This window comes from Acinetobacter sp. LipI_19, from assembly GCF_058242925.1.
Genome location: NZ_JBZAYK010000001.1, coordinates 276015 through 302785, shown reverse-complemented (window position 1 = coordinate 302785; position 26771 = coordinate 276015). Strand labels below are relative to the sequence as shown.

At 38.1% G+C, this 26771-nt stretch carries 43 protein-coding genes; 17 read left to right on the top strand and 26 right to left on the bottom strand.

Annotation, left to right across the window (positions count from 1 at the left end; genetic code table 11):
• Positions 1–19: 19 nt before the first annotated feature.
• From AC4CVF_RS01520 to AC4CVF_RS01400, 25 genes are all read right to left on the bottom strand, one after another.
• Positions 20–382: a glutamate 5-kinase gene (locus tag AC4CVF_RS01520; protein WP_419361546.1), complete on the bottom strand. Its 363-nt coding sequence runs from the start codon at positions 380–382 to the stop codon at positions 20–22.
• The gene (locus AC4CVF_RS01515) at positions 379–753 is read right to left on the bottom strand and encodes a hypothetical protein (protein WP_419354501.1); all 375 of its coding nucleotides are present in this window, start codon (positions 751–753) and stop codon (positions 379–381) included. Before AC4CVF_RS01515 ends, AC4CVF_RS01520 begins: the two co-directional genes overlap by 4 nt.
• Before the next feature lie 7 nt (positions 754–760).
• Positions 761–1186: a hypothetical protein gene (locus AC4CVF_RS01510; protein ID WP_419354500.1), complete on the bottom strand. Its 426-nt coding sequence runs from the start codon at positions 1184–1186 to the stop codon at positions 761–763.
• A gap of 43 nt (positions 1187–1229) precedes the next feature.
• Positions 1230–2183 carry a major capsid protein gene (locus AC4CVF_RS01505; RefSeq protein ID WP_419306126.1) on the bottom strand — a complete coding sequence of 318 codons (954 nt, stop codon included), beginning with the start codon at positions 2181–2183 and terminating at the stop codon, positions 1230–1232.
• Between the two features lie 13 nt (positions 2184–2196).
• Positions 2197–2937, bottom strand: coding sequence for a DUF6651 domain-containing protein (locus AC4CVF_RS01500; protein WP_419354498.1), 741 nt, complete (start codon positions 2935–2937; stop codon positions 2197–2199).
• Positions 2938–3046: 109 nt separating this feature from the next.
• Positions 3047–3271 (bottom strand): hypothetical protein, encoded by a 225-nt coding sequence (locus AC4CVF_RS01495; RefSeq protein WP_419318551.1) that lies wholly within the window; start codon positions 3269–3271, stop codon positions 3047–3049.
• A complete protein-coding gene (locus AC4CVF_RS01490) occupies positions 3268–4377 on the bottom strand; it encodes a phage head morphogenesis protein (RefSeq protein WP_419354497.1) in 1110 nt (369 codons plus the stop codon). Before AC4CVF_RS01490 ends, AC4CVF_RS01495 begins: the two co-directional genes overlap by 4 nt.
• Positions 4343–5818 (bottom strand): DUF4055 domain-containing protein, encoded by a 1476-nt coding sequence (locus AC4CVF_RS01485; protein WP_419361557.1) that lies wholly within the window; start codon positions 5816–5818, stop codon positions 4343–4345. The genes AC4CVF_RS01490 and AC4CVF_RS01485 overlap by 35 nt, the downstream gene beginning before the upstream one ends.
• Positions 5815–7317 carry a terminase gene (locus AC4CVF_RS01480; RefSeq protein WP_490788787.1) on the bottom strand — a complete coding sequence of 501 codons (1503 nt, stop codon included), beginning with the start codon at positions 7315–7317 and terminating at the stop codon, positions 5815–5817. Before AC4CVF_RS01480 ends, AC4CVF_RS01485 begins: the two co-directional genes overlap by 4 nt.
• A 12-nt stretch (positions 7318–7329) precedes the next feature.
• The gene (locus AC4CVF_RS01475; RefSeq protein ID WP_239046277.1) at positions 7330–8070 is read right to left on the bottom strand and encodes a terminase small subunit; all 741 of its coding nucleotides are present in this window, start codon (positions 8068–8070) and stop codon (positions 7330–7332) included.
• A 43-nt stretch (positions 8071–8113) separates the two neighbouring features.
• Positions 8114–8338: a hypothetical protein gene (locus AC4CVF_RS01470; protein ID WP_004725001.1), complete on the bottom strand. Its 225-nt coding sequence runs from the start codon at positions 8336–8338 to the stop codon at positions 8114–8116.
• A gap of 55 nt (positions 8339–8393) precedes the next feature.
• Positions 8394–8567: a hypothetical protein gene (locus AC4CVF_RS01465; RefSeq protein ID WP_490788786.1), complete on the bottom strand. Its 174-nt coding sequence runs from the start codon at positions 8565–8567 to the stop codon at positions 8394–8396.
• Positions 8568–9161: 594 nt separating this feature from the next.
• Complete coding sequence (locus tag AC4CVF_RS01460; RefSeq protein WP_476367717.1) at positions 9162–9401, bottom strand: hypothetical protein; 240 nt, start codon at positions 9399–9401, stop codon at positions 9162–9164.
• A gap of 402 nt (positions 9402–9803) precedes the next feature.
• Positions 9804–10355 (bottom strand): hypothetical protein, encoded by a 552-nt coding sequence (locus tag AC4CVF_RS01455; protein ID WP_490788785.1) that lies wholly within the window; start codon positions 10353–10355, stop codon positions 9804–9806.
• A gap of 11 nt (positions 10356–10366) precedes the next feature.
• Complete coding sequence (locus tag AC4CVF_RS01450) at positions 10367–10771, bottom strand: hypothetical protein (protein ID WP_490788784.1); 405 nt, start codon at positions 10769–10771, stop codon at positions 10367–10369.
• A complete protein-coding gene (locus AC4CVF_RS01445) occupies positions 10768–11199 on the bottom strand; it encodes a hypothetical protein (protein WP_490788783.1) in 432 nt (143 codons plus the stop codon). Before AC4CVF_RS01445 ends, AC4CVF_RS01450 begins: the two co-directional genes overlap by 4 nt.
• 87 nt (positions 11200–11286) lie before the next feature.
• Positions 11287–11682, bottom strand: a complete 396-nt coding sequence (locus AC4CVF_RS01440) for a hypothetical protein (protein ID WP_314339333.1) — start codon at positions 11680–11682, stop codon at positions 11287–11289.
• A complete protein-coding gene (locus AC4CVF_RS01435; protein ID WP_335987253.1) occupies positions 11675–12088 on the bottom strand; it encodes a hypothetical protein in 414 nt (137 codons plus the stop codon). The genes AC4CVF_RS01440 and AC4CVF_RS01435 overlap by 8 nt, the downstream gene beginning before the upstream one ends.
• Positions 12085–12534 (bottom strand): hypothetical protein, encoded by a 450-nt coding sequence (locus tag AC4CVF_RS01430; RefSeq protein ID WP_490788782.1) that lies wholly within the window; start codon positions 12532–12534, stop codon positions 12085–12087. The genes AC4CVF_RS01435 and AC4CVF_RS01430 overlap by 4 nt, the downstream gene beginning before the upstream one ends.
• Positions 12531–13205 (bottom strand): hypothetical protein, encoded by a 675-nt coding sequence (locus AC4CVF_RS01425; RefSeq protein ID WP_490788781.1) that lies wholly within the window; start codon positions 13203–13205, stop codon positions 12531–12533. Before AC4CVF_RS01425 ends, AC4CVF_RS01430 begins: the two co-directional genes overlap by 4 nt.
• Entirely contained in the window at positions 13202–13873 is a 672-nt protein-coding gene (locus tag AC4CVF_RS01420) for a hypothetical protein (protein ID WP_490788780.1), read from the bottom strand. Before AC4CVF_RS01420 ends, AC4CVF_RS01425 begins: the two co-directional genes overlap by 4 nt.
• Positions 13866–14648, bottom strand: coding sequence for a YdaU family protein (locus AC4CVF_RS01415; RefSeq protein WP_490788779.1), 783 nt, complete (start codon positions 14646–14648; stop codon positions 13866–13868). The genes AC4CVF_RS01420 and AC4CVF_RS01415 overlap by 8 nt, the downstream gene beginning before the upstream one ends.
• Positions 14641–15342: a hypothetical protein gene (locus tag AC4CVF_RS01410; RefSeq protein WP_419340067.1), complete on the bottom strand. Its 702-nt coding sequence runs from the start codon at positions 15340–15342 to the stop codon at positions 14641–14643. Before AC4CVF_RS01410 ends, AC4CVF_RS01415 begins: the two co-directional genes overlap by 8 nt.
• A gap of 69 nt (positions 15343–15411) precedes the next feature.
• Positions 15412–15687 carry a hypothetical protein gene (locus AC4CVF_RS01405; protein WP_004817486.1) on the bottom strand — a complete coding sequence of 92 codons (276 nt, stop codon included), beginning with the start codon at positions 15685–15687 and terminating at the stop codon, positions 15412–15414.
• An 8-nt stretch (positions 15688–15695) separates the two neighbouring features.
• Positions 15696–15878 (bottom strand): Cro/CI family transcriptional regulator, encoded by a 183-nt coding sequence (locus tag AC4CVF_RS01400; protein WP_004817487.1) that lies wholly within the window; start codon positions 15876–15878, stop codon positions 15696–15698.
• 76 nt (positions 15879–15954) lie between these two features.
• Here AC4CVF_RS01400 and AC4CVF_RS01395 point away from each other — a divergent pair, with 76 nt between their 5' ends.
• From AC4CVF_RS01395 to AC4CVF_RS01315, 17 genes are all read left to right on the top strand, one after another.
• Positions 15955–16629, top strand: a complete 675-nt coding sequence (locus AC4CVF_RS01395) for a LexA family protein (protein ID WP_239046288.1) — start codon at positions 15955–15957, stop codon at positions 16627–16629.
• Between the two features lie 57 nt (positions 16630–16686).
• Positions 16687–16986 carry a hypothetical protein gene (locus tag AC4CVF_RS01390; protein ID WP_419330439.1) on the top strand — a complete coding sequence of 100 codons (300 nt, stop codon included), beginning with the start codon at positions 16687–16689 and terminating at the stop codon, positions 16984–16986.
• A gap of 71 nt (positions 16987–17057) precedes the next feature.
• On the top strand, positions 17058–18869 hold the full coding sequence (locus tag AC4CVF_RS01385) for an AAA family ATPase (protein ID WP_419330440.1): 1812 nt from the start codon (positions 17058–17060) through the stop codon (positions 18867–18869).
• 36 nt (positions 18870–18905) lie between these two features.
• Positions 18906–19766 carry a DNA adenine methylase gene (locus tag AC4CVF_RS01380; protein WP_419330441.1) on the top strand — a complete coding sequence of 287 codons (861 nt, stop codon included), beginning with the start codon at positions 18906–18908 and terminating at the stop codon, positions 19764–19766.
• Positions 19767–19945: 179 nt separating this feature from the next.
• Positions 19946–20158 (top strand): hypothetical protein, encoded by a 213-nt coding sequence (locus tag AC4CVF_RS01375; RefSeq protein ID WP_490788778.1) that lies wholly within the window; start codon positions 19946–19948, stop codon positions 20156–20158.
• 64 nt (positions 20159–20222) lie between these two features.
• Positions 20223–20369 (top strand): hypothetical protein, encoded by a 147-nt coding sequence (locus AC4CVF_RS01370; protein WP_171287898.1) that lies wholly within the window; start codon positions 20223–20225, stop codon positions 20367–20369.
• 2 nt (positions 20370–20371) lie between these two features.
• Positions 20372–20953 carry a hypothetical protein gene (locus AC4CVF_RS01365; protein WP_419361337.1) on the top strand — a complete coding sequence of 194 codons (582 nt, stop codon included), beginning with the start codon at positions 20372–20374 and terminating at the stop codon, positions 20951–20953.
• A complete protein-coding gene (locus tag AC4CVF_RS01360) occupies positions 20953–21348 on the top strand; it encodes a hypothetical protein (protein WP_490788777.1) in 396 nt (131 codons plus the stop codon). The genes AC4CVF_RS01365 and AC4CVF_RS01360 overlap by 1 nt, the downstream gene beginning before the upstream one ends.
• The gene (locus AC4CVF_RS01355; protein ID WP_490788776.1) at positions 21348–22400 is read left to right on the top strand and encodes a hypothetical protein; all 1053 of its coding nucleotides are present in this window, start codon (positions 21348–21350) and stop codon (positions 22398–22400) included. Before AC4CVF_RS01360 ends, AC4CVF_RS01355 begins: the two co-directional genes overlap by 1 nt.
• Positions 22401–22410: 10 nt before the next feature.
• Positions 22411–23337: a hypothetical protein gene (locus tag AC4CVF_RS01350; RefSeq protein ID WP_419305412.1), complete on the top strand. Its 927-nt coding sequence runs from the start codon at positions 22411–22413 to the stop codon at positions 23335–23337.
• Entirely contained in the window at positions 23334–23582 is a 249-nt protein-coding gene (locus AC4CVF_RS01345) for a hypothetical protein (RefSeq protein ID WP_490788775.1), read from the top strand. The genes AC4CVF_RS01350 and AC4CVF_RS01345 overlap by 4 nt, the downstream gene beginning before the upstream one ends.
• A complete protein-coding gene (locus tag AC4CVF_RS01340; protein WP_490788774.1) occupies positions 23579–24238 on the top strand; it encodes a hypothetical protein in 660 nt (219 codons plus the stop codon). Before AC4CVF_RS01345 ends, AC4CVF_RS01340 begins: the two co-directional genes overlap by 4 nt.
• 49 nt (positions 24239–24287) lie before the next feature.
• On the top strand, positions 24288–24557 hold the full coding sequence (locus tag AC4CVF_RS01335; protein ID WP_490788773.1) for a hypothetical protein: 270 nt from the start codon (positions 24288–24290) through the stop codon (positions 24555–24557).
• Positions 24557–24925, top strand: coding sequence for a hypothetical protein (locus AC4CVF_RS01330; protein WP_490788772.1), 369 nt, complete (start codon positions 24557–24559; stop codon positions 24923–24925). The genes AC4CVF_RS01335 and AC4CVF_RS01330 overlap by 1 nt, the downstream gene beginning before the upstream one ends.
• Positions 24918–25163, top strand: coding sequence for a hypothetical protein (locus AC4CVF_RS01325; protein ID WP_419304978.1), 246 nt, complete (start codon positions 24918–24920; stop codon positions 25161–25163). Before AC4CVF_RS01330 ends, AC4CVF_RS01325 begins: the two co-directional genes overlap by 8 nt.
• Complete coding sequence (locus tag AC4CVF_RS01320) at positions 25147–25422, top strand: hypothetical protein (protein ID WP_490788771.1); 276 nt, start codon at positions 25147–25149, stop codon at positions 25420–25422. The genes AC4CVF_RS01325 and AC4CVF_RS01320 overlap by 17 nt, the downstream gene beginning before the upstream one ends.
• Positions 25422–25595, top strand: a complete 174-nt coding sequence (locus AC4CVF_RS01315) for a hypothetical protein (protein WP_004723623.1) — start codon at positions 25422–25424, stop codon at positions 25593–25595. Before AC4CVF_RS01320 ends, AC4CVF_RS01315 begins: the two co-directional genes overlap by 1 nt.
• Here the strand turns inward: AC4CVF_RS01315 and AC4CVF_RS01310 are convergent.
• A complete protein-coding gene (locus AC4CVF_RS01310) occupies positions 25592–26737 on the bottom strand; it encodes a tyrosine-type recombinase/integrase (protein WP_315080276.1) in 1146 nt (381 codons plus the stop codon). The two genes, AC4CVF_RS01315 and AC4CVF_RS01310, sit on opposite strands and share 4 nt — an antisense overlap.
• Positions 26738–26771 lie beyond the last annotated feature (34 nt).

Sequence of the window (26771 nt, the reverse complement as noted above, 5' to 3'; positions counted from 1 at the left end):
TTCCACCCACCAATCACAATTAAACTTTTCTCAACTGGCAAATCCAAATACTTTCGCTTGGGTCCTTACTAATACTTAAAACCTTAAACTCAACCCCTGCCACCCAAACATCATCAATCTGAGGCACACCAGTTACTTCATTTTGAAGCACAGTAGCTTTTACATCTTCAATTTGGTAATCAATAGGCTTTACCAAATCACGCTTATATGAGCCAAATACACCACGTCCTGAATATTGCTCAACAGTCACTGTAGGATAAGTTTGTGTTTCAAAGTCGAAATCACCAGATTGGATTTCTTTAGAACATGTAAAAGTAGTGACGGCATCTGCAAGCTTAGTATTAAAGGCTTTAGCCACTTTAGATTGAATCTTATCTCTCATCCGCGATACACCTTGAATGTAAATCCTTTGGGCTTTAGATCTAGAGAGCTTATAAATGCTTTGGCAATCTGCTCAAATTCTGAAATTTCACGACTACCCTCTACAAACGACTCTTCAACCTCAACTGTATCGGCTTTTACTCGTTCGCTTGTTGTTTGACGAGAAGTACCAGCGTAAATCATGCCAGCTTTAATGCCTTTTACGATTTCACACGCTGCATCTTGCAATAAAGGATCTATTGGATCAGGAACAAAACCTATTTCATTCTTCATCCATGTATTGGCCAATAGAATTAAACGAGCTTTATCACCTTCAGGCGCAAAGTCGCTCCCCAATATACGATTTGCATCTTCTATAGTGATAAAGCTCATAACTCACCTATTTTGTTTTGGTAGTTTTTGGTTTTTCTTCATCCGTTTTATCAGCGTTTGCTTCCAATTCGGTGATTTGTGCTTTCATTGCTTCAATGTTATTTTGGAATGCAATAAATTCACCTTTAGCAGCTTGAAGTTGCTCTAAAGCATCATCACGTTCAGCAACTGCTTTCTCGCACTCAGCTTTTGCTTCATCAATTGCTTGCTGAAGCTCTGGGGATGTTTGAACATCTATTTCAACTGTAACTTTTCCAATGTTAGCTTTGTAGCGCTCAGGTACATCACCACCATATTCGTCAGCCTTTTCCACAAATGAATCAGATTTTGCAAGTTGAGCATTACGAATGATCCAGCCTTCACCCTGAAGTTTCTGCACATTGCTAGCGCTAAAATCATTGGTGAAATATAACTTCTTAACCTTGTCTTTCATTTTTTATTTCCCAAAAATAAAGCCCCAATTAAGGGGCTTCAAATTATTTAGATTTTACCAAGACACCAGCAGTATCTTTAACTGATGTCGCGATTTTATCCCAGTTTGTTGGGGTTCCGATTGCTGCATCTGTCGGCGATTTACCACCATTAGCCATATCCCATGCAAAACCTTTAACACCAACACCATAAGTCCATTCGGCTTGGTATTCGTATTCGATGTTTTCACCACCAGTAATTGCGTTTAGTTCGGCATTGAAATCGTTATTATCATTAACAACAATTGCACCATCCACTAAACCAAGAGTGTTATACACGGTTGTTGTGTCTGTAACAGCCAAGGCTGGAGAATCAGTCACCACAAACAAACGGCCAAAAGGATCACGAATAACATTAACGCCATCGTAGCGGAAAAGGTTTTCTGTATTGGTTAACGCATTGTCATACAAGTTATGAATTGTCATTGAATGCATTACCCAAGCACGGATAGAACCTGAACGATCCCCCATGCGTGAAGCCCCTTTATTTAATAAACGAAAGGATGCGTCAGTGGTTCCATCACCTTCCACAAGAGCGGCAACACTTCCAATTGCAGAAGAGCCACCTAAAATACCTGCATTTAACATATCGGCAATTTTTGCCTTTGCTAATTGCTCACCAATTGTTAATGCTGCAAGTTCAGGATTTTGCATGATCCACAAATACTGCTGCTTTTCATAACGAATTGGTGGAGTACCTGCTGCCACCTTAACTGCGACATCAAGCATTTGTTGCAAGCGTTTAGCAGCAACAGTGCCCGAGCCATAAGCATTACGACGACGAACCAAGCCATCGATTGCTTTAAAAGAGGCTTCAATATCAAAATCGCCCGAAAATGGCTTACTGATTAATTGAATAGCACCCTGAGATGCTTCATTAAATTTGTCTACTGCCTGAGCCATATACTCAGTCATAGCAAGATAGGTTTGTTTATTAAAAACCTGTAAATCAAAAGCCATGGGCTTCTCCTAATTATTTAACTGTTTTTAGAAATTCGACTTTCTCTTCACGTGTTTTGCAATCTGCTAGTGATTTTGCCGCACCGCCTTGACCACCACCCTGAAAGCCACCACCGCCAGCCTGAGAGCCCTTTAAGATCGAATCTTTGTATTGATATCCACCAACCAAAGTTTCCAAAGCTTCATCAAAGTCAGCGACTTCACCCGGGCGAGTACGTGAAAAGATTTTTTGACCATCAGCCCCATACGCCACAACCTTGCCCTCTTCAATTTTGAAGCTTTTGCCAAATTGAGCTTGGATCATGTCGGCTGGTACAGACACTTGGTCTTGAATAAACTTAGAACGAGCAAAACCACCGCCAATTAGTTCGTTATGCAGTTGTGCTTGAAATGCATCACGCTCCTGAACAACTGGCGCGTACTTTTCTTCTACAGCTTTGATTGCTTCAGATTTGATTTTTTCGACTTCACCGGCATCCACCAGTTTTTTATCGTCAAAGTTTTTAAGAGTTTCTAAAGCTTTTTTAGCTGCAGCTGGATCTTCAATACCTTCAAATGCTTTTAGTGATGACTCAGCTTTTTCATATCGCTCACGATTGGTTTTAGCTTCACCATTCAGTTGAGCAATTTTTGCCACTGTTTGTGGAGCATCATGTGCTAATTCTTTGCCATCATCATGAATGTAGATAGGCAAGCCTTGATCATTCACTTCCGCATATATTTTGTTTTCAATGGTTACTGTTTTAAGTTTCATAAGTCATCCGACCCTTTATTTGAGTGAGCATCCGCTCGTTGCGCCCTATTCATCTGAATTACAGGCAATAAAAAAGCACCTTGGTAGGTGCTGTGATTTGAATCTTTATTTAAAACGTTTGTCGAAAATCATCTTCAAAGCGTATTCCAGTCGATCCCCATGCTTCAAAAGTAGCAATGAGCTTTGCTGGGGCATCTGCTGAACTCTCAATCTTAATATCAATCAATCCGCTTAGTGGCTGCCCTGTTTCCTCATCACAAAGAGTGAGTTTATGTTTGAATTTTGGATGACGCTTTACAACCAACATTCGCTCGCAATTCTTATCACCGCTCATAACCCCAACTCCTTAAACGTTTGTTCATCCATTTGCCTTAATTCAGCAATAGTGAATTTCTTACCACTTAATGGATCAACAAATTTATCAATTGGAAACTCACCCGATTTATATAATTCAAACCTTGTTTTACCGAGAAGATTACGCTGAAATGTATCGTCTTGCCTTGCAAACCACTCTTTATAGGTCGTATTTGCATCAACTTGCCCAATTTTACCGTCACGCTGATCTTTTGGAATGTTTTTAACAGGTCTATTATCTGCAACAAATGGCCTCACACCCTCTAGACCACCTTCTTTATCACAGCCAATTTGAACTGTTCTGCATCGGCGGTGGTAAGGTGGTTTTTGGTGTCCATCACCAATTCGCTGTACGCGTCCATCTTTGGCTGCACAACCTAGGCTTGTACGTCCATCCAGTGTTGCAACATCTTTTGTATATTCAAAGCCAAGTGCCTTCCAAGTATCTAAATAGGCAATATTGCTCACATGGGCGCGAGCGGTCTTAACTTCAGCATCAATTGCATTTCGCGTCTGATGAAGCAAACCATCTGAATAATTAAGTTTTTTAGTACCCTTTATTCTTTGAATAATCTGTTGAGTTGTCTGCCCTTGGTAAATCCCATCACGTATTACATATTCTGCCTTTTTTCTAACACCCTCTGCAATATTGGGAAAAATAAGATCAATCAATTGACCTTCAGCATATGGTAATTTCCGAATTTTATTGAAAAGCTTCTCACCTTCCAATTCAGGTCTTTTCTTATCAGCTAAGGAGTAAACAAATCCAGCCTCATGAACAGCTAAAGCAACTGCTGAAGCTGTAAATATTTCAGGAAGTGTTATGGATATTGATTGTTGCCAACCCATTATCACCCCCTGAATTTCTTTCAAAGATAGGGTTGTATATTTACCACCAGCTAAAGCTGCTTTTTCAGATTCACTCAGGTCATCCAGCAAATCGCGTAACTTATTTAACATCTCGATAGATAAGCCATCGAACTTATTTAAGATTTCATTAAGCGAAGATGAAGAGAGCCTTTGAAGATAAGAGTTATGTTGATTTAAGGCATCAAGTATTGCTGTTTGCACCGCCTGATCGTTCATTTTCTACACCTTGATATGGCTGATAACCAGCTAGTGGCTTACTCATGCGATATTCTTCAATCTTCTTTTCTATCTCTTCCCATTTTGCATCTGAGAATGTTCCAGATTGCTCATACTGGTAAAGAACCTCTGGCGGCAACAATTCACCCTGAACCATTTCCAAAATCAATCTTGAGCGCTCTACACTATATTTCTGCTTATTAAAATCTTGAGAAATAACGTAAGTCAGCTCATCTGGTTTAATGTCATGGTTGGGCAATGCAAACTTAGCACACCAGCGTAACGCCATTTGTAATGCTTCGCTGATATTAGACACTGCCAGTGAAACAACTGAGTGCTGCAAAGAGTCCTCATTATCTGCTTGTGTAGCAGTTTTATTAGCAGACCCCACCTCAATTAAGCGAGCACCCATTTCTTTCATTTGTACCCACTTATCAGCCATTAATTGCTTGGCCAAGTTGTTTTCACTCGCTTGGGAAATTTCAACTTTTGTTGGAAATCCATTACGAGCACCAATCGCTAACTTGTCCTTTTTAATGATTTCATATTGATCAGGGGTAATATTCGGCATAGAAACAATAGGCTGCCCAACAATAAATCCTGATTCTTCAACATCTGCAGAATTACGATAATGAGCAAGGTTTAAATCTGCAAGCTCTAGTAGTGGTGGATTATTAATTTCATCCGTATTATCTATCGCACCACAAAATGTAAATGGAATATAATTCCAACGCTTACCATGATAATCCGTGGGGTAATAAAGCGGACCAGCCTCAAAAACCTCTTTATCATTCCGCTTATAAATTTGTACAGAATAAATAAAATCACTTTCACCTGGTGTTAAACGCAAAACTCGATACTGTGTTTCATTGGTTCGACCAAATCCATCAATATCTAAAGTAGAAACAGCTTCCTCTATAACCACAATGGAAAGTTTTTTCTGATTTCCAACAATAATAAAATCCCAATTAATAACGGATTGAGCTTTCAATGTGTGAATCATTGGGAATGCATTCTTTTGCTTATCTTCAGCCCGATTTCGACTAGGTTCCACTTGTGGGAAATCGACATAAACACCACAACGATAATGCTTTAAGATCAATCGCAACATCTGTTGTGAGCTTTGGTAAATAGAACGTCCTGCACCATCTGCATTTCGCTCCAAATACTCAAGCTCATCTGGTCTTTTAAAATCAGGCAACTTATTAAATGCCGAACCGATATGACTAATTAAAGTTCGACCAGTCGCACCATAAAATACTGCTCTATCTAAATACTCTTTATAACGATCTTCATCCCCATCACCAAAAGTGACAGGCACTGGTAAATATGTTTTACCCTTTTTCTTAATTGCATCCTGACCATCACAAACATCATCAACTTTTGTCCAAGTTTCAATGTTTTTAATATATTCAGGATGCTTTGAAGTTACACCTGTCATCTTCTTCTTCCAAAAATTGGTATATCTAGAGTTGTTACTGGTTTTACCTTATTCATTGCTATAGCAAAATAACGGAATGCATCAGCACCATGTGACGTATGATCATGCAATGGCTTGTCTTTCCAACATCCCTTTTTGTCATCCCACTCTTTTCTGTAGCTTTCCAAATGAGAAATACCTTCTTCGCACTTAATCTCATCAAAAGCACATTTAGGTAAAATCTCACGTACTTGTTCGATACCGTCATCTACAGCGGTGCGAGGCAATACATTGAACTTTATTGAATAGACTTGACCATCAATTTCATATCCTTCTTTTGCTAATTCCACTCGTGATTTTGCATCTGAGCCAAACTCTTTATTTGCCATATCGTGTGGGCCATAATGCCCACGAGAATCATAGTTATAGCCTTTCTGCTTTAGAACAGTCATGTAGTGACGTAGACCTTCACCACTATTCTCGTAGTAATCAATGAAATGAAATTGTTCGCCAACAAGCCTACAAAACCATATTGCGGTTGAGTCTCCAACACCGATATCCCAAAACGTATAAACCAATTGATGAGAATTATCAGGTAACTCACCAACTCGACCATTTGCATATAAGAATTTAAATTGCTTCTTGTAATATGCGCCTTCAACTGATTGCTGAAATGCCTCAGATGGAATGCTTGGATATTCTCGCTTGATGTCATCACCAAGCGTTTTCTCTTTTTGCCAGTACCACTGTTGTTGTTCTGGTGAGGTATTTATATTGTATTTTGCCTTTAACTCAGCAAAATAATCTTTTAAACGCTGCGGAATTTCTCCAGCAACTGGTAATGCATATTCACCATTTTTCCACCAAGAGAAGAAAAAGAATTTCCAGTCCAAGATTCCTAATGTTCTGCCTTGTAATTGAAGCTTTTCAGCTTCTTGGCAGTAATCATAAAAATAACCAGCCTTTCCCTCAGCTGTTGATTCAAGCGTGATTTTTCCATCAACACTTACAGCTTCAAACGCACCAGTGACAATTTCACGCGCTTTATCTGGATATTTGGCGCAAATTTTACCAAACTCAGAAATATGCAGCCGTTTTAATGTACCGCCACGAAATGAAGTACTTACTGTAACTGAACCACCTTTCTTAAATACTAGCTCTTCTTTTGTTTCGATAAGAAGTGGATTTGCAGCTCTTAAAGGGTGAGGTAATTTTTCATACGCATATTTTACTTTCTCACGAAATAAGCGCTTAGCATCATGTAAGGTATGTGCAATCAATGCACATTTATCAGACATGAATAAAGCAGCATCTAATTGAATAATACAAACTTCTGTTGTAAACCCAAGCTGCCTTGCTTTTAAGATAATGTTTCTTGACCACTCGTTTTCAAAGTATTCAAGTTGTTCAAGAGTCATCTTGAATTTGACTTGTTTACCCTTCTTATCAGTGATGTAGTAGAGGTTATTTAATCGCCAGTGCTGATCAACAAGTTTTGCTTTATGCTCAGGTTTAAGCATATGCCCTCCTTATTAATCCCCTTTGCTTAATTCATCCATCAATTCGGAAAGAGATTGAATTTCTATAGTGCCTGAATGTTCTATCTTTCCTGCAAACATACCAATATGTTGACCAACCAGCTTTAAAGCAGCCATTTGATCATTCATTTTGATTTCAATGCCTTCTTTGGTCTGCTTTGCACCTGCATACAATAATTGAGCTGACTCACTTAAAGTTGACGTGTCTTCAATGTGCAAATAACCTTTACCTTCGCCATCACATGACGGGCATTCGGGATGAGGTGGTTTAGTTCTGCGAAATCCATAACCACCAACATCAGTTGGATAGTTACAACGATAATCTGGATCTTCTTTTTGAATTTCTCTCTCTTCAGCTATCGTTTGTTGTAAAGCATTTTCAAATTCTGCTTCATCACGCCACTGGTATTGATGGTCTTCACCCCAACAAAAACGGCAATTTACTAATTTGTGTTTTACCAGTTCACGCGGGTCAGCTGTAGCAACTGCCCAAAGCCGAGATAAAACATCAACCTGCTCAATATGTAATTCTTTTGCACGTTCACCTTTAAGAAAGTTGATGCGATCCTGCATATCAGGATTACTCCAAGCTCTCCATGAGGTACTCTTATCCGCATACCCTGCCAATTCACCAGCCTTGGCAATGTTTAAGCACTTTAAGTATTCTTGTGCCAAACGTTCGCGACGATCATCTTCGAGTGGCTCACTCCCTTTCGGAAGTTCTATATCTTCCATAAAGGAATCTCCAATAAAAAACCTCCCGAAGGAGGTTTGGTTATTAACCAACTAACTGCTTACGAAAGGATTTATGGATCATCTCTTTTATGTCATCTTCTAAGTTGGCTTCAAATATAAGAATAATACTTGCAGATTCAAATTCAAAAGACGACTTATCATATTCTTGACCAGATAGATAAAGTTCTAGATTCCCGCTATTACTTATATCTGAGAATCCAAATTTATCTCCACAAATATTTACTAAGATATATTGTTTTGATTTCATTATTATCCCTATAATTAATTTAGAAACAATAAATTATCAACTTATCCAAGTAAGATCAATCACCCAACACAACTCTTAAATTCTTAATCCGTTCTTTTAATCGAATCATCACATTGTCTAATGCGATTAATTCACTGTGTCTTAATCCTGAACGGCTAAGGTTTTGATACTTAGACAGCTCAGCACTGCAAAGCTCTAAGTCTTTTCTAGCCTGTACTGTGTCTGTCATAGTTTCCTCTAGGCATTAAAAAACCCCTCGGAAGGGGCTTAATCTTAAAAATGAAGTGAATAGCTAACTTAATTCTCACATGTGGCGGTTGAATGCGTGTCGTCATATCTCATCAACTCAAATTAAGCCACCACGCTTTGAACAGTGGTACTGACGTAATACTGCTAGCCTACTGCTTTTTTATTCACTTCTCTTTAAAATCTATAACAGTTTAATTTTCCCACACTTCCGACACTCTCTCACCGTAAAGAAATCTGAATATTCCCAAACATGTCGGCAGAGGATTTGTTTAATTCGGAGCATAGATACCTCTAATAAAATTAAAAAGGACGTGGTGATCTGCCACATCCTTGCCTTAGATTACGATATTGATCAGCTCGGCAACTGATCTACCGCTACTCAACACGACAAACTTCTCAAAGTTAGCTATTGATCTGCTTTGTGCCTTTCATTCTCTTTGGTCGGGGTGTCACCCACAATTTAAGGCTCTGAGGCTAACTCAATGTGTGACGAAATCACATTGGATATAATGGCTGTCTTTTAATAGACAACAAGAAAGCCCACCATTTGGCGAGCTTTCCTTGATACTTAAACCTATTCCTTTGAACAAATCACTTCAAACTGGTATTCGTCTTGGGTAACCTTAATTTTAATATTTTTATATTTTCGCTTGTTCGGATCCATTGCCGACCCTGCTACTTCCTCAAAAAAGCTACGATCATTCATTAGCTCGCCATACGCTTTATAACCCAACAAAATCTTTTCAGGTTTTTTGCCGTTAACTACTAATTCACTAAGAGTATCATCTAATTTCTTGACAGTTAGAATTGCCATTTCAGTTAAAGCTCAAAATAAAAATTCATTATCGCTTATTTTCATGAACAAACAATGTCAAAAAAAGCCACCTTTCGATGAGCTTTAATTTAAGTTAACTTGTGCTATCTATAAAATACTAAACCTGAATTTAGACCACCAAATAAATACATCAATAATGTAAGGACAAGAAATGCAAGGAAGAAAAACATTGCGTATAGAGAGTAGTACATAACTTTACTACCTTATTTAATAATTGTTTACATATTATACACAAAATAATTTACAGGCTCAATTATTGATAAGCAAAAAAATACCCACTTATTGGAGTAGGTGGGTAGCAAAAACTGTTTTGGTCTCGGATAAACCGTAATACGACCAGTATATAAAAACTATACTCTAGTTTCCGAAATAATGGAATCCCTATATTTTTGAATCTTTGTAAGTATTTTTCCTGTACTTTTCAATTGCTTTTGCAGCACAATCAATCGCTGACTCTAAAGCCAATGCCATTAGATTTTCATACTGCTTCCATGTCTTACGATATAGCTCATCATCCATTTGCCAAGAGCGAATGCCTGCGTAATACAAACGACCTTTTGCAGTAAAGTTGTTCTCCAATTCAGGATTCATTGAGAAATCAATAACCATTCGAGCAATCAACATAGCTAACTCATTAAGTCCTATTTTCTGTGGATCTCTTCGTTTTTCCAATTTTGCATTTGTTACCATAATTAATGCTAAATGTGACTGAATGTATTGGTAATCCATTTCTGAAACATTACCAAAAACAATCACCGAAGTAATCGACTTCTCCAACTGGGTTTCCATAGACGCAATAGCACCCAAGCGATCTTGATAATCCAATGGTTTCTCTCCTGTACCCTGTACATCACTACCGAATTGCGGTGACTTAGCAGTGATGCCATGAGTCAACCACTCGAATTGTTCAAACTTCTCTGCTACTGCGTTCATCCCTATTCCCCTTAAATATCTTCTAATTTCTTGAAATCAACTTTCTCTAAATTCCGCACCGCATAAGCAAGGTTTCGAATCTCAATCGTATCGTTGTAAAGCTTGTTGTACTGCTGAGTCTTTTTAAGCAAATCAGCTTCAAGGTTTTTGATTCGCTGATCGCTATACTTCCGCTCTTGTGCTCGAACCTTTGACTTAATTGCCTTCACTTGTTGGCGATATTGCGGATATGCCTCAGCACCCCAATTGCGAAAATACTGGCGCATAAAATCAAAGAAGCGACCATGCTTACCAAAGATAAAGATTGTGCAAAAGATCAAATCAACCTGAAGAATTTTAGGTAATGCTTCGTGTCCAAACTCATGACGACGACGAACCCATAATCCTGTCCAACCTGTAGTAATTAAAATCATCACTTCATCCCCCAAATCAGCATTCCCGCATCACGCTGTTCTTGATTCGTTCTGCCTTGCCAACCTGTAATTCGATTAAAATCTTCTGCCTTCAGCTTTGTGCGTGTCGGCTTAACCAATACCACCGCTAAACCGCATTCTTTTGCCATTTCTACGAGTAATTTGCCTGTCGCATGGTTCTCACCTACATTCTTAGCAATTCGCTCACCTACGCGCTTAGATTGACCAATACGACTATGTAGATTTGATTTTCTATTCATCCAACCTGCCTCGATCACCACTTTCTTGATCTGATCCTGGTGAATGCGGAATAACTCAACAGTTTCAGCAAAGGTTAAGTTTTTCAGCTCGAATGACTGTCCTAAGACAGCCACTCCCGATTTTTCTAGGTCTGGATCAATGCCGATGATGAGGGGTTTAGGAATTTGCATTGTTAGCCCCCAATCAATTTGGTTAATGGCTCTTTGAACCACCAAGCTAAAAGCAAGATGGTCAAGCAGATGTATGAAATTGATTCGCTATTCATGCTCACCTCGCAGGGTCTTTTCTAATTCATCAATACAGGATAAGAACAAGCCACCTATCCACCTTTGATCATCTTGAAAAGTTTCTTTAGCTTGCTTTCTCCAATTTGAGGTAAAGTTTTCAATCCGCTTGTCTTTCTCTTCAACCTCCACCTTTTGCTTAGCAAGCAATTGCGTTTGATTTAAGAGAGCTTCGGCCATTGCGTCGAATTCAGCCTGTCGGGATTGCCAACCCGCTTTAAAATAATTCTTATATGTTGGTTGTTCACCCTCAATTGTTGCCAAAGCTTTAGGTAGTCTTTTTTCTTCACCTAATGCTTTAAAACCATCAATAAGCTCTTGTTTTTGTTTATCGAACTTTTTATTAAACTCAATGATTAACTTATCCATGACGTTCTGCCTCCACTCTAATACCCTCAAACTCTTCATTGATAACCGACATTCCACGCTCAATTGCTGCTTTGCTTGGCAATTTTTTGAAATCAATTGTGTTTACTTCATGACAGTGTTTGCACATGAATTTGCTTTTATTTTCAAGCTTCTTAGTGATTTCCCTAGCCTCAGACAACATTCGATTATTTCGTTCAGTTACTTGGTTGAGATGCTTTAAATATTTAGATATCCACCAGATTGGATTTAATTTAGTTTTGCAATCTAGGCACAAAACTTCGTTATCTTCTTCTGAAATTTCAATGTGACTATGCTTACACTCAGCACGTTGAAACACTCTCTCAAACTTAATGACCTTCTCATCGTCTTTGATGTTTATGATGTGGGTTTCTGGATATAAGCTCATAAATCCACCACCATTGTGCTTGGACTAACATGATTGCGAATGTCTGTGACGTGGTCAGTGTTGTCGCAATCAACAAGTGCGTAATTGTCGCCATAACAAAAATCAATTTGTCCTAACCTATTTTTAATCTTGTAGCCATTGCCACCAACTGGCATTGAATCAAAGCCAACTACTTCAAATATCTCTGGATGTGGTGATTTTCTATCAATTCCCATATAGCGAATATGGTCGCCAATTTTGAACTCTCGGTCATGCTCTGCAATGGCGGTGCGGAGGTCATCAAGACCAATATGCCTGTCATCTTTGGGACAGCAACGAACATAACCACCAACCAAGCCCAAAAAATAAATAGAAAAACCCTTTGGCGCACCCTCTACAATCTCTCTAGCCTTCTCAATCCCGCCTACTTTCTCAATCAAGTTTTCAGAGTTGTTTATAGTTGTCATAGTGCCACTACTCCACAATACTTTTCTGTTATCTGTTTAAGCTTGGCTCTCTGTACCTTTTGCCATTCAGCCCTATAAGCTTTTCGATATGCTTTCTGATCCAATTCATTGATTTCTTTCTTCAATCTTCCTTTGATTGCACTTTCGTTGATTGAATAGTCAAAACTCAGCAAATGCTTTTTAACTCCTTCCCATCGATCTTTCTTCATAACAGTTTCGCCATACATGGTTGACTTCAATGTTGTTGCTGAAACACCTGTCAACCTTGCAAGCAACGCGATATCGCCATGTGATGCCTTTGAATGAAACTCTTTGAAAATTGATATTTGCTCTGCGCTTAAATCCGCTTTAGCCTTTCTTCTTACAGCCTGTGATTGAGCGTCTTTGATTCGTTTACGCTCTTTATCACTCTGTCTTTTTGCTTCAATCTCAGCTTCAGTTTTAGTTCGCTTAGGTTCTAATTCTTTCTTAGCCTTAGCCTCTGCAATTGCTGCACCCATTATTTGTTTCATGTGCGATTGAGCATTTGATTTATTGAACTCTTGCTTAACCTCACTTGAAACGCCATAAGGCACATGTTCGATCTGACCACCACTACTTAGGAATTCTGACAAATCCCAAGCTGAACGATCCTTGATGTAAAGTGACTCGCTGTTAGTTCCTGTTCTCATACCAACCCCCCTTGCATCATTGGCTTCACGACACCTCGAACTTCCATTTGAGCTTCTTGAAAAGCATCCTTCCAAGACTTGCCAGTTGCCATAATTTTTGAAGTGAGATCAGCAATAGATTTCTGCTCATCCGTTAGATTTGATTTGTAAGTTTTAGGAATAGACTTCACTGGTTCTTTTGAGCCAATCATCACTGGTGGCACATACCATTCTTGCTGCTTACCAAGTGTTTGAGCCTTAGCAACATAATCTTCATAAAGCGTTTTGAACTGCTGATAAGCTGATTTCATATCGCCTTGAACAACCATCCAATAAACTGAATCCCAAGCAAGCTTTGCTAATTTGGTAATTTTCAAAGTTGATTTGATTAAGTCCGCTTCTGACTGATTTGAATAATCACAAGCACGCTGCCAAGCCTCTTGAGCTGTTTGCCATGAACCTGACACACACCAAGCTCTAAACTCTGCGATATCAGGACAGAAACGACTTGAATACAATCGAGCCATACCCTGTCTAAATTGGTCATCACTTAGGTTCATCAATGCGCCACGTACGATCATAATCATTGCTTGCGCATCAAGGTTTTCGTAACGCTTCTTGAACTGTCCGCCAAACAAAGATTGCAAAGTTTGAAGTAATTCGTCCTCTTTGGTGATCACACTAAGCATGTCCCACCCCCTCAATCAGAACCGACTTTTTTGGGGTTATATCAATTGGCTCCTCAAATGTTTGATTGATCTTTTGAGCAAAGACTTGATTGTATTCAGCCCATGAGTTTTGATTATGATTAACAGGTTTGGCTGTCTGCTCCTTCTGCTGATTGCGAACAATCCACTGAACAAACTTAACCAACGCTTTGTTGTCAGCCATGTGCTGATCTGCGTAATACAATTCAAACTGAGGCTGTAATTCGTTGATGTATTCCTGGTCTACCGTTTTTGAACCAGTTTTCATCAAATTCACATTCACGAACTCAAGGTCAAACGTATATTTATATTGGTTACTGGTTATTGGTTTATGGTTATTGGTTATAGGTTTATGGTTGCCTTTTTCGTGGGTTTTATTTGATAACCCGTCATTAACCGAATCAAAACCACTATGGTTTTCTAAGTTACTGTTTTTCTTAGGTCTGCCTCCTAATTTTCCATTAACTCGATTGGAATTATTTTTTTCCTTGTATGCAGTGATTTCTTTTTCGCAGCGAGAATTTTTTAAATAATTTTCTTCCGCAAAGAAAAAATCTTTAAAAACTGTCTCTACTGCTTGGGTTTGAATTTTCCCTTTTGCACGTAATAAACGGAAAACTTCCTTCATATCATTTGGGAATGGCTTTTCATTCAAGTAATACCAATCCAATGCACGACGGTAGAAGCATTCTTCTACTGGTGATAGATGTGAGGTATCACGCATGAAGTCGCCAATGTGATGTAGATATTTATGCATGAAATTCACCTCGTGCGTGACAATGCTTACACCCCTCAAAATCATAGGGATTGTGTTGCCAGTTTATTTTTCCGCATTCATAGCAATTGAAACGCGTCATGGGATTTGGATTTCTGCGCTTTGACTTTTTTAAATGTTCTGGTGTTTTTAAACCTGCACCTTGTACCATTTTTCTTTTATTTAATTTTCTAAAATCAAAGGTACGTCGTTTAAATTTGTCAGCTAAGTCAAATGGAATAACTACATATTTTTGATCTAATTTTTTAGCAATTGTGTGCCCAAAAATTGATGCTTCATCAAAGTCTGTTGATGTTGTGCACTTATCAATATTCAGCCAAAAAACATCATTTCCATCAAAATGCCCTTTCTCAAATGCAACATACGTGTTGTGCACATTATTGAAAGGCTGTGATTTTGTGGGGATGTACTGGTGGTCTACCTTCCATACTGTCAATTCATCAACTATGTCAGCAGACAATGGGAGATCATATTCACGAGCATGATTAAAGTGATACTGTGCTTCTTCAAGCGTGCACACATGAGCCTTATCCACATTGGTGTGATAGCCTCTAAAGTCCTTGCACTGAAATGCAACGTTTGAACCAACGTTGTCACGGAAGCAAGCAAGATAAAATCTGTTCGTCATTTTGCCTCCTTGTTTTTGTGTTGGTTCATGTGCTAAATTTGTTTTCATTCGATACTCCATGATTCTTTAGGGGGTTATTGAATACGCGGTGAATTACACGAAGCCTGATCTCGCAAATCAGGCTTTTTTAATGTCTAAATCCCCGTGAATCCCTTCGGATCCCTCTCGAAATTCGACCTCTGTACTTAAATCCCTTAACAAAGCTGATACTCCCAAGCGCTCGAACGATTTTGCTTGTAAATTAAGTACATGCCACTCACCTGCAATTTCTTTTTCAAGCAGGTAGGCCATATATTGAGCAAGGTCTTTACCTTTAATTTCAGCTAAAACCTTTGCTCGTTCGTGATTCTCAGGAGATAAGCGCACATGCGTAGATTTTTTTTCAAGGCTCATGGTTTTTCCTATGCCACTTGGTGGCGTGTAATTGGTTCTTTTCCATTTGCTAAGTCACGGATTTGGTATTCGCGAGCTAATGGGATTTTGTTTTCTGGCCATTGATAAACTGCTGATGGTTCAACACCTAAAAGCTTAGCCAGCTCAACACCATTAACCCCAAGCAACTTCAATGCTTCATGTTTGGTCATCACTAACACCTTAAAATAAGATTTCTTAGTATTTAATCAAAGAAAACTTATAAAAGCAATATGTAAGATAACTTATATGGAAAAACAATCTGCTGGTCAGCGCATACGTGCGCTTAGACGTTCGAAAAAATTAACTCAAGTGCAATTAGCTAAGGTTGCCGGAGTGAGCTCGCCTGCTGTTACTGAATGGGAAAAAGATAGTTATTTACCTAAGGCTGCATCACTTGAAGCTATGGCGAATGAGTTTGGCGTTACTACTGAATATATTCTTACTGGAAAGGGTGGTGAATTTAAAAGCGAAAGGAATGTTGCGCCTGTTTCACCTAAAATGGCCCCAGTTCTCTCTTGGGTGCAGGCTGGCGTGTTTACCAACGTAGAGTCGGTTGATATGTCACAGGTCGAGGAATGGCTTCCTTTACCTGATGATTGTGACGAATGTTTTTATCTAAAAGTTCAAGGATTAAGTAACTACCCTACATTTCATGAGGGGGATTACATTCTTGTTGATCCAACAGTGCAATATGATGAAATGCAGTCAGGGGATGTGATCGTTGTAAGAAAGCATGATGAGGCCACTTTTAAACGGCTGGTTATCGAAACTGATAACTCAAGATATTTACAGGCTCTAAACCCTGAATTTAAACCAAATATCATCCCGCTGGATGAAGAGTGTGTTTTTGTTGGAGAGGTGGTTGACTCGATTAGATATGTATTTAGATCAAAGCGCAGAAATAAGATGCGCAAGAGTTAATAAGGCTGCCTTTGCGTGAGTTCATTAAATTAAATTTCTTATATAAAAGAGAACATTATGATAGCAACACTTAATAAATCTAAAACTGCGCTAACAATTAATCGCCAAGAATTTAAATTGGCATTAGATAAAATTGGCGCAGGAATTGACAAACAAATAGCCTCTCTTAAAAAAGCTAAACAAAGCTATGATGCTGCGGAAATCGCACGCGAGGTCATTACTGAAGCAAACATCTTTGAAGCCATAATCGAGGGTTTTAATGAAGCGGAAAGTACTAATCTAAAACTTGCAGACATAAGCAATTTAGAGCAGGCACAAGGCTGGATTGATGAGCTTTTAGAAAAGTACGGTGCTTAAATAATTAAAACTGTGAACCCGACACAGCATTTCAACGGTTCGGGAAATCTAACTTATTTCTCGGGGAAAAGATGAAACTTAAAAGAATTGTATTTGATGAGCAGGGATTTCGCAGTTTAAAAAAATTAAATTTAGAAATTGCGCCAAGAATTACACTAATTGCTGGTCATAATGGTATTGGAAAATCAACCATTCTTGGGCTCATAGCGAATGGCTCCGAATATACAGATAATAAAACCTTATTAGGTAAAGCCTATCGAGCTGATTTTAGTGAATTATTTTTCCTAGATTACTATAAGGACTTAAAAGAGCTAGAGCCAAAAAACTATAGTGCCAGTCTACATTATGATATTGAGGGACATGAAATAATTAAAAGATGTCAAGTGACAGGAACTCATAAACAATTGATTCATAAAAAAGAGTTTCAAAGATTCTTGGTAAAAGTACCTATTGATCAAATGACTGACAAGCAGAAAGAAGCTCTTACCGATGAGAAATGCTATGTCTATCGTATGAGAATTATCCCTAGGCTTGAAAACAAAGTATCAACCGAAATCTCTGATAAATATAAAATTACAGGAGCTGCAAAGGTGCAAATTCCAACTCTCTATTTAGGTATGAGTAGGATGAGCCCTATCGGCGAGTTTGAATGGGGACAAGTAAATAAAAAAGAGGTGGTAAATTTAGAAGATTTAAATTTAATTTACACTATATTTAATGAGGTGATACCAATCCCCTTTCTTCATGCTTCTGAAAAAAAAGGATATATTCATTCCTTTAAACAAACCAATAAGCAATCAATTGTCCCAGATTTTAACTATCCAAGTTTGAGTATTTCTCTTGGCCAAGATTCTTTAAGTTCAATAATCACAGCTTTGGTATCATTTCACAGTCTAAAAAATATCATTGATGATCAATATATTGGTGGTATCTTGGTTATTGATGAAATTGAATCTGGGCTACACCCTAAAGCACAAATGGCATTAATGAAACAATTAAAAAAATATGCCACTCTGTTTAATTTACAAATTATTGTAACCACACACTCCCTAACGATAATTAAAGAAGTTTTAGAAAACAAGCCTTCTCCTGATGATAGGGTAATTTACCTAAAAGACACTTATTCACCAAGTGAAATGAAAGACGCAACATATACAAAAATTAAAAATGATATGCTATTAGAACCATTTAAACCACGATCAGAAGAAGTAGAAGTAGAAGTCCCACCAGCGTTGTTTTGTTACTTCGAGGATGAGGAGGCTTCTGATTTCATGAAAGGAATACTTCAATCCTTAGAGATAACCGATACATATAGTAAATTTGGGAAAAAACTTGAGATAGTTTCCGCCAAAATAGGGTGCACCACCTTGAACAAGCTGGCTGATCAATCTCCACATTTTCGAGCATCATTGATTTTTCTAGATGCAGATACAGAATCTGATGAAAAATCACCAGACTCAAAAATTAATTTGTTAAAAAAGAAAAATGTAATTCAACTCCCCTTAAAAGGTTCTTCCTCAATTTTTGATCAATTGCCACCAGATAAAATTGCCTATATATATTTGTATCAAAAGTTTCAAGACATTGATAATAATTATGAATTTTGGCATGAAAACACGCCAGAATTTTTTTCATCAAATTATTATCTGACCTATTTACAAGATATTAATAAACATTATGGCGGCTCTTTATCTCAAATAACATCCATTGACGATATCAAGAGAATTAACAGAAAGGCCATGAAAAAATGGTATGAAGCCAATCAAGATGTTCTTAATGAAATTCAAATATTTAAACTATGGGCTCAGGAACACATAGCAGAGTGTGAAAAATTTATTACTCAATTAGTTGCTAAAGTTGATGAAATGTCCCATGACTCTTAATGTGGCCAACTTTAATTTTTTATGGTTTAATTAGATATGGCTACTTTCAATACCCCCCTTCGCTACCCTGGCGGCAAAGGAAAATTTGCTCCATTTGTAAAAAGTCTAATGGCAGCAAACAACCTATCAGGCGACTATCTCGAACCTTATGCGGGAGGTTGTGGTGTTGCTCTAGATTTGTTGTATTCAGGCTATTGCAAAAATATTCATATCAATGATTTCGATCCTGCTGTTTTTAACTTCTGGCAGTCTGTTACTGAACAAACTGATGATTTCATTGAATTAATATACAAAACAGAAGTTACAATGGAAGAATGGTATAAACAAAAAAACATATTGTCCGATCCCCATAATCATAGTCAATTAGAACACGGCTTTGCTGCTTTTTTCTTAAATAGGACGAATAGATCAGGAATATTGAAAGGTGGTGTTATTGGTGGCAAAAATCAAAATGGAAATTACAAACTAGATGCTCGTTTCAATAAAGAAGAATTATCTAAGCGCATTCAAAAGATTGGCCAACATAGCAATAAAATTAAAATCTATAATTTTGATGCCTTGGAACTTTTATCTAAAGTGGATGATCTATTGCCTGAAAATTCATTGATATATTTAGACCCACCCTACTATGTTAAAGGCCAAGGATTATACCGAAACTTTTATAGGCATGAAGATCATGTTGAAATTCGAAATGCTTTAGATAAGGTTCAAACGAAATGGATTGTTTCTTACGATAATTGTCCAGAAATCAAACGAATATATACAGGTTATAGACAAGATGACTACGCATTGAATTATAGTGCTTATTACAAAATGAAAGGTTCGGAAGTAATGATTTATTGTGATTCTCTCGAATCAGTTGGAACCCCTAATAAACAAGCTGAATTAATTTTATAGAATAAAATCAACGTTTATCCATCCAACCCACCCTGCGTGGGTTTTCTTTTGTCTATTAAAGCATAAATAAAATAAGTTTCTAAAAAAATATAAGTTTTCTTAGAATAATTCTTGACAATAAAACTAAGTTTTCTTATATTTACCTCATACACAAACAAAACCTTCTCAGTGAGATAAAAATGGAAATTCAAAATTTACGCTTACAACTCCTTAAGCTTTCAGACGGTCAAGTAGAACACGCTCAAGCAATGGAGAAATACGTTTTGGAAGGTACTGGCTTAAATCAGCAAATGGGCGAAGCGGTAAAAACTGCGGAAGTTGGTGAAGATCCAGTGGATGAAAAGTGCGGATGCTTTATCTGCTTAATCAATGAATTTCAAAAAGCTTTTTAATTTTAAATAAAAAAGCCCTCACGACTCGACATCAAAGGGCTTTTACTCAAAGAGTGAGAATATTATGTCACACAAAAAACCACAACGTCTACTGACGATCGAACAGATTTCGAATCGTCGCTTATGGGATAAGGCTCAAAGCTTATTCCTTGGCTCAATCATCATCTTTTTAATCGGTGCGATGTTCTATATCGCTTTGGTAAGGGGGTGAGTATGGAGGCTTGTACTTTTGAGCGTTTCAGCAAAGATATCGAAAATCACGAACTCACAATCAATTTAGATCAAGGCTTATTTCGTGATTTAACAATTAAGCGCCCTAACACAAGTAGCTATTACTACAACATCACTACTCGCCCAGGATTATTAATGATTAGTGGTGATATGGGTTGTTATGTGTTTGAACGTCTTTCAGACATGTTTAAGTTTTTCCGTGGTGAATCTGATGAGATTAATCCGTGTTATTGGTCTGAAAAAATAGAGGCTGGCGAATTCAAAAGATACTCACCAGAAAAAGCACGCGATGCCCTTAATCAAGAATTTGAAAACTGGAAAGAATGTACAGATTTTGATGAAGAACAAATAGCTGAAGAAAAAGAATATTTGGATCAAATCGATACTGACGACGAGTTTGAATTTGTAGATGCAATTCGTAATTGGGTGCCAAATAAAGATGGCGTTCAGTTAGATGATTTTTGGGAACGCAGCACTAATGATTACACCTTTCATTATATCTGGTGCTGTTACGCAATAGTGCATGCAATCAAGTTGTATGACGCAGTCAAGGAGCCACAATAATGAATATGCTTTCTAATTACGCTCCTGAAGCGCCTACATTTCAAAATCTTGTAGTTGCTGATGAGTTTGTTATCCAAGACTCAAAAGTCTATTTCTCGCTGATTGTGCCGAACTACAGCGCTTGTTATGTGTCCGCTGTTGTTGAAGCAAATCAAACTACAAGTTCACTTGCTTGGAACAATACAAGCGATCCACAAAATGATGTTGATGTGGATTATGACTTGCTTGAAGTAGCGACTTGGCACCGCCCTGTTGTTGAAGATTATGACGATATTTTTGCAGCTCAAGGACTTCAATTTGCACTGACAAATAGCCAAGTTTACGCACTTAATGAAATGCTTAAAGCGCATTTTGAAGAAGAAAAAGTTAATGAATTGAAAGGGGTTACAGTATAATGGAATTACAAGTATTAGAACAAAATGTAATTGTTTCTGCATTCCAAACTGAAAATGGAACTAAATCTCTTTTCGAAAAAATTGCAACAGAAGCTCGCTCTGTAATCTTTGACATGAGCGTTAAAAAAGAGCGTGATGCACTTAAGTCATTCGCTTACAACCTTGCTCGCACTAAAACCACTGTAGATAACTACGGTAAAGAAATGGTTGCTGAAATTAAAAAGCAATCAGGCGTGATTGATGCTGATCGTAAATTTTGGCGTGACAACATGGATTTACTACAAGAGGAAATCCGCAAGCCATTGACCGATTTTGAAAATGCGGAAAAAGATCGCGTTGCGAAGCATGAAGGTGCAATTGCAGAAATCAAAAACAATGCCCTCATTTCTAATGAAGCAACATCGAATGACATTAAAGAAGTTATTTCTAGTGTAGAGAATGCAATTGTAGATTCCTCTCTTGAAGAATACGAAGAGCAAGCTAAACTCGCAAAATTCGAAACACTTGAAAAGCTACGCAATGCTCTTGTTGCTCGTGAAAAGTATGAAGCTGAGCAAGCTGAATTAGAACGTCTACGCCAAGCTGAAATCGAACGTCAACAAAAAGAACGTGACGAAAAAATTGCACGTGAAGCTGCGGACAAAGCACGTGTTGAAGCTGAAGCAAAAGCACTTGCAGATCGCAAAAGAGCCGAGCAAGAAAAGCTTGAAGCAGAACAGCGTGAAGCTCGCTTAAAGCTTGAAAAAGAGCAGGCTGAATTGCGTGAACAACAATTACAGCAACAAGCAATTGAGCGTGAAAAGCAAGCTGAAATTGATCGCCAAAAAGCAGTTGAAGCTGAACGTTTGCGTATTGAGCAAGAAGCTCAAGCCAAGGCAGATGCTGAACTTAAAGAACAGCAAGCACGTGAAGCAAACAAAGCTCATAAAAAGAAAATTTGTAATGAGGCACTTCAAGGTCTTATGAATCTTAGTGTTTCAGAAGAATTGGGCAAACAAATTTTACAGGCGATTCACAAAGGTGAAGTGCCACACGTATCAATCAAGTTTTGAGGATTAGAAGATGAATGCACCAGTAAATACAAATCCGTTTCTGCCTACAGCACCACAAAATCAAGCTGTAGCAACTGTTCAAACTGAAAGCTCGCGTGCTGTTGCTGAGGTTCAATCTGCGCTAGTAATCGCTAAACAATTCCCTCGTGATATGAACCAAGCATATGACCGCATCATGAATGCATGTCAGCGACCTGCGTTAGCTCAATCAGCGGTCTATTCTTATGCTCGCGGTGGATCTTCAATCACAGGGCCATCAATTCGATTAGCAGAAGCAATTGCACAAAACTGGGGAAACATTCAGTTTGGCGTGCGTGAGCTTTCTTCTGAAAATGGAGAATCTACAGTTGAAGCTTTTGCTTGGGATATGGAAACAAACACTCGACAAACTAAAATCTTTCAAGTGCGTCATTGGCGACACACAAAAGGTGGTGGCTATAAGCTTACAGATCCACGTGATATTTATGAGTTGGTTGCTAACAATGGCGCTCGACGATTGCGTGCTTGTATTCTTGGAGTTATACCAGGCGATGTAATTGATGCAGCAGTAGAACAATGTGATCAAACAATTCGTGCATCGGCTGACACTTCGCCAGCAGGTGTTTTGAAACTTTTAAAGTCTTTCGAAAAGCATGGTGTCACCAAAGAAGCTGTAGAAAAGAGAATTCAATGTCGTATCGAGGCTATCTCACCAGCTCAAGTTGTTTCTTTAATTAAAATCGGCACAAGCATTAAAGATGGAATGAGTGCAGCAAAAGATTGGTTTGAAATTCAGCCTGAAAAATCAGAACAGTCAGTAGCAAAGCCTAAACTTGATGACAAGGCTTTTGACGATGCTTTAGAGCAGTTAGCTTTAAACGCAATCGAAAAATCATACCTTTTAGATGGTTTTGATTTAACAGATGCTCAAAAAATTGCTGTGGAGGCTCAAGGATGATTGATACACACGAACTTATTTGTCACTTATGTAATTTAGACGATAACTCTACATATGATGAATTGGAACAGGCAATTTTTGATAACTACGAGGTGAGCATTGATGCATTCGATGCGATTGCTCATGCCTTGCTACCGCTTGTTGATGTTGGCAAGTCGGAACTAACAGGCAAAACATACAAAGGTTTTTCGGTACATACAAACGGATATGGCTTTTGGTTATTAAAGATGGAGGTGAAGCAATGAAACTATTCCGTGCCTCAAGCCTTCACAAGCTAATCGGTGAACCTAAAAAGAAAGGTGAAAGCCTTTCTGATACGGCTAAAACTGAAATCCGTTCAATTGTTAAAGAGGATTTATTCACTTTTAAGTCGTTCACAGGCAACCAATACACGGAAAAAGGCAATTGGCTTGAAGAAATGGCAATTGAGTTGTCAGGAAAGATGCGTTTTCGTGCTTATCAAAAACATGTTGGTCGAGTTGATAATGACTTGATCACTGGTGAATGTGATGTACTTGATCTTAAAGATAAATTGATCATAGACACAAAATGTTCGTGGGATATTGGTACTCACCCATTCTTTCAAGATGAAGCTCAAGACAAAGTAATTAAAGCTGGCTATGACATTCAGATGCAAGCTTACATGTGGCTTTACGAGTGTGAGCGAGCAGAGATTGATTTCTGGTTATTCCCATGTCCTGAAGAGTTATTAAAGCCTTACGAAGATCAAGAACAATTAATAAATTTAGTTGCTGAAATTGATATTCGTGAACGCTTAACAACTGTAGTCATTGAACGTGATGAATCAATCATTCAGAAGTTCAAAAACAAGATTCCCTTCTGCCAAGCTTATTACGAAAAGCTTTATACAGAACGCAAACGAGGGAGATTAGTAGCATGACCCTCCTAAAACTTTACTTTCACTTGATAAAAATGGCGTGGTGGTTGTGATGATAGAAATCAAAATTTTACCAGAACCACTCACTGAAAAATTCATTGTATTTAATTGCAATGCTGGGTTTTCAGTTAAAGGTACAGAAAAAGGTTTTTACCTTAGCAAAAAGAACAAGAAATCATTATTCGTCAGTAATAAAGGTGTGATGAATAAAGAAGCCCAAGAGCGTTATGAGTTAATGCTCAAGGTGTGGTTAAGGGATGGTCGCAGTTTTATGGATGACCTAAATATTGAGGTTCGACGTATTTATAGGATGGTGGCGTGATGGATATTCAGAAAGAAAGAGAGGCGTTTGAAGCGTGGTATTGTAGAAATCATACAGGCTTGAAGCAAAGCGATTTAGCTGAATTTAGAACACTTAGCGGTTACTCTTTTAGCGACTCGTTAAAGATAAATGTCTCTTGGGAAGCATGGCAAGCAGCCAAACCCCAATCGGTGCCTGAAGGGTTTGTTTTGGTTAAGATAAAAGACTTGCGAGACGTAATCTCAAACGCTGGCGATGCAATGATGAATGAAGAGACATCATCTGTGTATGACATAACAGGTGAGCCGTCAACGTGGTTTGATCACTACACCGTGGCCGAAAAACAGGTTCTAAAAGCAATCGAAGCACAGGAGCCAAGTCATGACTAAGAAATGCGTGAACAATGGCAACTGGTTAAATATGTGTGAATCTTTAAAAGAAGTAACTACCCATCATTATGGTGATATTGAAGCTAACGTCATGACAACCTCTGATCGAAAATCCTCACGTCTTGAAATTGTCGCAGGTCGATTTAAGAAAAATCGTGTTGCTTTGAATTATTGCCCTTTCTGTGGTGTGAATATCGTGACAGAACACAAGGAGCCTGATCATGACAATTCAAACTGAAGAAATCGACCTTGTAAAAACCTGTGGTGAATCACCTGAACAATACGATGCTTTCTATAAGGGTAAACAAGTTGGCTATCTCCGCTTAAGACATGGCGAATTTAGAGTTGATTATCCTGATTGTGGTGAAGAGACAATTTTCTATTCAGAAGAAATGCAAGGCGATGGAAAATTTAATGATGATGAGCGTGATGAATTTCTTTTAAAAGCCAAGCAAGCGATTGTGAAAAGATTGAAAGAAGAAAAGGAGGAAGGTTGATGAAATGGTACTCTATGACGCAAGTAGCGAGTGAATTAGGTGTGTGTCTAAATACTTTTAAAAAATACTATTTAGAGAAATATCCACCCGATCAAGAGTTTGGTGTTCAGAAAAAATATACTGCATCAACCGTGGTACGAATGAAAAAAGAAATATTAAAGGAAGGCGCTTAATTAGCGCCTTTCATCCATTTATCAACTTGTTCAGAATACCACTTCATCAACTCTACCCTTTCATCCCAATATTCAGCTCTGTTGTAAATACCGCGAATACGATCTTTAGGAACGTGAGCAATTTGATATTCAATTACATCAGGCCTGAATAGTTTTGAGTTATTGGTGTGGGTTGAGAATAATGAGCGAAATCCATGTGTTACCATCTGACCAGCATAACCATTTCGCTTAATAATTGCTAGAATACTTTCAGAACGAACATGCTCACCATGATTGCGAGTGTGCTTAAAAATATATCCATTATCTGTCTTATGATCATATAGCTCTTTAAATAGCGAGTAAGTTTGATCAGTCAAAGGTACAACATGATCTCTACGCATTTTCATACGAGATGCTGGAATCACCCACTGTCTATTTTCTAAATCGATTTCGCCACTATCCCAACGGGATTGAAGTAACTCAGAAATACGAACGGCTGTGTAACATGCGAGCTTAAGTGCGTGTAACAGTTCTGGTGTAACATTGCTTTGTGTTACACGCTTCCAAAATTCAGGCATTTGCTCTGCATCAAGACTCGGCATATTACGAACGGTTTGCTGTGGGATGACATCAGAAATCAAAGTACATGGATTTTTTTGGGTATAGTCTGAAGCAATAGCAAAGTTAAAGATTTCATTTAGTAATCGAAGTGAGCGTTTAGCAGTTTCAAGTGTTCCCTTATTCACGATTTCTTTTACTTTTTTTACAATCGTTTTTCTTTCGACCTCATCAATTGGTTGATTCGAGAAATCTTCCGTAATGTAATTCAAGCGATAGATCACTGTATCTACATACTTTTTGCTCGACCATCTAGGCGTCATGAGTTTAAGCCACTCATCAATGACAGCTTTGACAGGTGGCGAGTCTAAGGTTTTGCCTTGAGCTTCTGATTTAAATTGTCTTGCCAGTTGCCGAGCATCCTTACATCCGAGATCAGGATATTCACCGAGACTTTTTCTTGTTTGTTTACCATTTACTCGATAGGAAACAATCCATTTTTTCTTACCTGTTGGTGACACATCAATAGATAAGCCCTCACCATCAGCAAGAGAATATCGTTGTTCTTTTGGTTTTAGACTTTTTACTTGTGAATCTGAAAGCATGTATCACCTGTTACACGTGTGTCACTCCTGTGTA